The 6,000-nt window shown below is 57.5% G+C and carries 6 protein-coding genes; 5 read left to right on the forward strand and 1 reads right to left on the reverse strand.

Translation table 11 applies throughout. From position 1 onward, the window contains the following. Window positions 1-121 precede the first annotated feature (121 nt). Window positions 122-487 (forward strand): VOC family protein, encoded by a 366-nt coding sequence (locus BW09_RS10015; RefSeq protein ID WP_044089926.1) that lies wholly within the window; start codon window positions 122-124, stop codon window positions 485-487. A gap of 7 nt (window positions 488-494) precedes the next feature. Here BW09_RS10015 and purT read toward each other — a convergent pair whose 3' ends face one another. Next, a complete protein-coding gene (purT, locus tag BW09_RS10020; protein ID WP_140463854.1) occupies window positions 495-1,820 on the reverse strand; it encodes a formate-dependent phosphoribosylglycinamide formyltransferase in 1,326 nt (441 codons plus the stop codon). 316 nt (window positions 1,821-2,136) lie between these two features. Here purT and BW09_RS10025 point away from each other — a divergent pair, with 316 nt between their 5' ends. The 4 genes from BW09_RS10025 to BW09_RS10040 all read left to right on the forward strand — a co-directional run. After that, a complete protein-coding gene (locus BW09_RS10025) occupies window positions 2,137-3,429 on the forward strand; it encodes a pyridoxal phosphate-dependent aminotransferase (protein WP_140463855.1) in 1,293 nt (430 codons plus the stop codon). 125 nt (window positions 3,430-3,554) lie between these two features. Continuing rightward, window positions 3,555-4,730, forward strand: coding sequence for a glycosyltransferase (locus BW09_RS10030; RefSeq protein ID WP_044089922.1), 1,176 nt, complete (start codon window positions 3,555-3,557; stop codon window positions 4,728-4,730). A 139-nt stretch (window positions 4,731-4,869) separates the two neighbouring features. Further along, window positions 4,870-5,658: a serine protease gene (locus BW09_RS10035; RefSeq protein ID WP_140463857.1), complete on the forward strand. Its 789-nt coding sequence runs from the start codon at window positions 4,870-4,872 to the stop codon at window positions 5,656-5,658. Further along, on the forward strand, window positions 5,645-6,000 hold a 356-nt coding region (locus BW09_RS10040; RefSeq protein ID WP_219846528.1), incomplete at its 3' end, for a hypothetical protein. The genes BW09_RS10035 and BW09_RS10040, both read left to right, overlap by 14 nt.

A 6,000-nucleotide genomic window follows, 5' to 3' on the forward strand; every position in this document is an offset into this window, starting at 1 on the left:
TGGCGTCCGTGGTTGAGATGAAGGAATCTTGACCTCTGAGACGAATTATCGGCGAATCGCGGATATCAATCACGACAAAGGCGATAATGGGAAGTGACGTAATGATACAAGGAGGTTCGTCATGATCGATCACATTGGACTGTTCGTCAAGGACGCTAACGAGCGTGCGGAATTCTACGGGAAGCTGCTGGCCCCGCTCGGTTACGTGAAGAAGGCCGAATACCCGGGTGCCGTGTGCTTTGCCAACGACGAGGATGGCGACAGCGTCTGGCTGGAGTCTCCGAAAGGCGACAATCCGGTCGTGCCGACGCACGTGGCCTTCCGCGCCGAGAATGAGGACACCATCAAGGCATTCCATGCGGCGGGGCTCGAGGCCGGCGGCACGGACAACGGCCAGCCCGGTCCTCGTCCGAACTATGGCCCGACCTACTACGCCGCCTTCATCCATGACCCGGATGGCAACAACATCGAGGCCATGCTGAGCTGATTGGTTGCTACTCCACGGTAATCGTCAGTGCGTCGGCGACGTGTGCGGCTTTGGCGCGGGCATCGGCTTCACTGGTACCGATGGCCAGCGCAACGGCCATACGGCGGTGGCCGTGTACCTCGGGCTTGGCGAAGATGCGCAGATCAGTGTCAGGCTCGGCCAGCGCCTCGGCGACGTTCGTGAATACCGCCTCGCCTTCGCCTTCCACCACGATGGCGTGGCTGGCGGCCACCTGACCGTTGCGCAACGTCAGCGCCACATGCTCGGGCGTGACCGGCAGGCCCAGAATCGCCCGGGCATGCAGCGCGAACTCGCTGAGCCGTTGTGAGGCCATCGTCACCATGCCAGTGTCATGCGGGCGAGGGGAGACCTCGTTGAACAACACGCGACCATTGGTCAGCACGAACAATTCCACACCAAACACGCCCCAGCCGGTCTCGCCTGCGGTCTGTGCTCGGGCCACAAGCCCCTCCACGGCGGCGCGGGCGATGTCATGAGCGCGGTCAAGTACAGACAGATCGGCATCGCCGTTTACCGCCACGGCCGGCTGCCATGATTCGCGGTAATCCCCTGATTCCTGACGCTGGCCGATCGGCGCGCACGTCACGATCCCGGCCGACGAGCTCACCGTAAGCACTGTCAATTCATAGTCCAGCGGAGCCAGCGCCTCCACAATCACGCGCGACACATCCCCCTCGCCGGCGGCGCGACGGCCTTCCTGCGCTTCAGTCCATGCTGCGTCAATCGCGTCGGCGGAACGCACCACGGACTGGCCGTGACCGGACGAGCTCATCACCGGCTTGACCACACACGGATAGCCGACCTCCAAAGCACCTGCGCGCAGCTCCTCCAACGAGCCGGCGAAACGATACGGGGTGGTCGGCAGGCTAAGCTCCTCGTGGGCGAGCACGCGCAGACGCTCGCGGTCCATGCAGATCGCCGCGATCTCGGCACTCGGCACTACCTGTGCGCCGGCCTTGGCGGCACCCGCCAGCACATCAGTGGCGATGGCCTCCACCTCGGGCACGATGATGTCCGGCTTCACCTCGTCGAACAGAGCCTGCAAATCGGCGGCGCTCGCCATGTCCAATACACGATACTCATGCGCCACCTGCTGGGCCGGCGCGCCTGCATAGGAATCGGCGGCGCACACCCAGGCACCCAGACGCATCAGTTCGATGGTCACCTCCTTGCCCAGCTCGCCCGCGCCGAGAAACAGTACGCGGGTGGGGCGCTTGCCCAGCGGCGTGCCCAGCGGGCGGCCGACAGCGGGGGCGTTGGCGGTCGCGGGGGAGTCGAGGTTTGCGGAATCGTTCACGGCATGCTCAGTCATACCCCACATTCTGCCATACCGCGATGATTTCCCTCTTGAGTCCCACGACGGTTGCAGACTGTAACCTGCTATAAGCATCACGTATAGGCGCGCCATTGCATATGGAACAAACCTCCCGTACCGTATGAATCACCGGCCGATTTGTTCAGCGCGGTCGGGCCAACGTTATAGGGGATGCTCGGCTGGCCTTATAGGTTCATACGCCCAACAGGCGGCCAGCCTGAGCAGTTCAGGCGGTTTGACGGCTAAGTGGTTCGATGACCGAAGGTTCGCCAGGATTCAGGCGGTCAACACGACAGACAAAGGGGGATGCGGTATGTCGGCGCAGGACGCTGCACTGGTTTCTGAACTGATTTCCAGAAGAGCGGTGGGACTCCCCGGCAACCCTTTCGCCGAAGCCGACGCACGCGCCGCGGCCGCCATTGCCGCAGGACATGACATCATCGATCTGAGCAAAGGCAACCCGGATGGTCAGCCGCCTGTGTTCGTGCAGGACGCACTTGCCCAAGCCGCCCATGACCCAGGGCTGTTCCGGTATCCGCCGTTCGATGGCGTACCGCAATATCTGAACGCCATCGCCGGCTGGTATGAGCGCGAGCATGGTGTGACTGTGGATCCCGCAACACAGCTGCTTGCCACATCCGGTTCGTCGGTGGGCATCGCCACTGTGATTCAGGCGCTCATTGACCCGGGCGACACCGTGGTCGCAGTAGACCCTTATTACCCGCAGTATGAGGGGTCAACCTCCGTCGCCGGAGGCAGATTCGAGACGATTCCAGCCGACGCAGGACACGGTTTTCTGCCGGATTTGGATGCCGTGGATGCCGGATTGTGGGAGCGTGCCAAACTGCTGATACTCAACTATCCGAACAATCCCACCGGTGCCGTGGCGTCGCCCGAACTGTATGCATCGGCGGTTCGGCTGGCGAAGCGATACGGTTTCATCGTGCTCAATGACTTTGCCTATGCCGGTCTTGAGTTCGGTGAGGCCCATTCCCTGAGTCTACTGGAGACGCCGGGTGCGCTGGATGTGGCGGTGGAATTGGGGTCGTTGTCGAAGATGTTCATGGTGGCCGGGTGGCGAGGCGGCTTCGTGGCGGGCAACGCCGAGGTGCTGGGCGCGGTCAAGGCGGTGCACCGGCAGACCGCCGTGCTGGCATCCAGCGTCATCCAGCAGGCCGGGGCGATCGCGTTGAATTCCGACCAGTCCACCGCGAAAGACTTGGCGGTGCAATACCAGCACCGGTTCGAGGTTGTGCGCGACGGATTGGACGGCAGTGGTCTGGACGTCGCCCAATCGCACGGTGGATTGTTCGCATGGGCTCGCATACCGGGGCAGCGGGGTTGGGTGGACGATACAGATGCTGGTGGTTCAGGCGCTGGTGACTTGCCGAATGCCGAAGTTGAGGGAGCGGTTACGCATGCCGCAGTCGGCGTATCGGATGCATTCGTCGAATGGCTGCTCAACACCGCTGGGGTGGCGCTGATGCCCGGTACGTGCTTTGGCGAGAACGGCGAAGGCTGGGTGCGTATCAGTCTGCTCAAGCATACGGCTGATCTGTATCAGGCGGTCTCTCGCATACGCCGAGTGTTGGATGATCTGCGATAAGCCATCGGCTGGGTTGCCTAGGTAATTAGACAATTCGTTATACGCCACACCATTGTTCACGGTACGTCCCCGTTGCATCATGATTGCGGGTGGGCCATGGAGCGCATGGGGCTTACACTAAGGCAATGCACGAAAACGGAACTGGTGAAGAGAGCATCGACAGGCCGCTGACCATCGCTTTGGTGGTGGATACCGTCGGCAATCAGGGCAACGGCACGTCGAACTCGGCATTGCAATGGGCCGCCGAACTTGAGCGACAGGGACATCATGTGCGGCTGGTGGGCATCGGCGCTCCCGAATACCCTGCACGCGTGAACAAGGTGCCGTTGGTCTCCTGGGTGGCCTCCAAACAGCTCATGCAGTTCGCGCAGCCGAGCGACACCCTGTTCCGCACCGCATTCCGCGGCGTGGACGTGGTGCATGTCTATATGCCGTTCAAATTCGGCCGTCATGCCGCCAAAGTGGCCCGTCAGATGGGCATCCCGGTGACCGCCGGGTTCCATCTGCAGCCAGAGAACGTCCTGTATTCCGCAGGGCCGCTGCGTCATATCCCCGGCATCTCCGGATTTCTGTATTGGTTGTTCAAGCATTGGCTGTACAAGCGCATCGACCATATCCACGTGCCGACCGAGATGACGGCGAGCCTGCTGCGCTCGCACGGGTATCAGGCGAAGCTGCACGTGATCTCCAACGGGTACTCGCCGGTCTACACGCCGAAGCCCCCCGCCGAATCGTCAGAGGACCCTGATGCGGCGTCGCCGGTGCCTTTCCGCATCATCGCATCCGGGCGCCTCGCGCGCGAGAAGGACCAGATCACGTTGATCAAGGCGGTGTCCATGTCCCGCCATGCCGCGGACATCCAATTGGTCATCGCCGGCACCGGCCCGCTGAAGCACTATCTGAAGTTCCGCGCCGGCAGGTTGCTTGCGCGCAAGGCGGACATCGGATTCCATAAGCATGCCGACATGCCGGAATTGCTGCGATCCGGCGACCTGTTCGTGCATTGCTCCATAGCGGACATCGAATCGGTGAGCGTCATCGAGGCGATGGCCTGCGGCCTGGTCCCGGTGATCGCCGCGTCCGAGCTGTCTGCCGCAAGCCAATTCGCACTGCTTGATGAGTCACTGTTCCCGGTGCGGGACGCGGCGTTGCTGGCCCGACGCATCGACTGGTGGATCGCCCATCAGCGCGAACGGGTCGCATGGGGTGCCAGGTACGCCCAGAACACCAAGGAGCACTATTCCGTAGAGGCGTCCGTGCACAAGTTCGTGGACATGGAGCGCGAGGCCATCGAGGAATGAGATAGCGCTATGTGAATAGATGAAGCATGGGATATATGCAAATCAACTATGTGGACGATTTTTGTTAGCGATACTACGTTGTGCTTTGTGGTAACTTACATTTTTTCCATGTTGATAATGTTTAACTGATGAATACTACGTGGATAAAGAAATAACAACTACATTCCATTCAGTGCCACCCGCTGTGCCGCTAGGGTTAAAAACGCGCTCAGGATTTAATCCTGACAGTTCGGCTCGCCCTACTGGATTGTTGTTCTTCGTTAATGGGGAGAAGCAGGGAGCCTGTACAGCTTCGCTTGTTAATAGTAGTTCTAAGAAATTGGTGATGACAGCTGCCCATTGTTTACATGGGGGAAGTGGGAGTGGTTGGTATACTAAGTTTATGTTTGTACCTAATGCGTCACCGTCTGGCGGAAACACGCAGATGTATGCTATGGGTACTGCTCGAGTATTTACAGACTGGATTAATAATGCCAATACTCAATCGTTATCTGTATATGATGTTCCTAATGATATTGGTTTTATTAGTGTGTCTTCTGTAATGCCCGATTATCTGGGCAAGCCGGTTGAAGTTTTTGGTGGCCATGGTTTTGGTCATTCGAATCTTGGTAGTTTTACTGCTCGAATTGTTGGATATCCTAAGAATCCAGGAAACAATAAAGATCCGCAGTCGTGTGTGACAAAAGTTGAAACTTTGTACCCGTTCAATATGGATGACGTGTTGAAGGCTTCAGGGTGCTCTTTTGTGGATGCGCATGGTGCGTCAGGCAGCCCCTGGCTTGAGCTTTATGATGAGAATACAGGTATAGGTTGGGCGAATGGGGTACTGTCGGCTGTTCCTAGCCAAGAACATACACTGTTAAGCCCAAGGTTTAATGATCGTGTTTATAAGCTATATAACGAAGCGAATAACGATGGGTTACAATAAGAAATATCGTTCTTTCGGAAATAGTGTTATTAATATCATTTTTTTAATTATTATTATTATTATTCTTGCTTCTGTTTCTCTTTTATATTTTTTTAAGAATGAAATGATTTCCGATGTTACAGTTACTGTTGTTGATGATAGCGATGTTCCCCAAAGCGGCTATTCTGTGAGCTTCACTCCCCTTGACAGTAATCAATTAATGACATTGGTTGCTTACTATACGAATAAAAATGGTCAATATCATGGTAATCTGCATTACGGGGAATGGAGATTGGATGTATCTTGTAGCGATTTATTTCGCTCATGCAAATATGATAACCATGAAGTGAGAGTGATTAATGG

This window comes from Bifidobacterium sp. UTCIF-1, from assembly GCF_006408915.1.
Lineage (GTDB): Bacteria > Actinomycetota > Actinomycetes > Actinomycetales > Bifidobacteriaceae > Bifidobacterium > Bifidobacterium reuteri.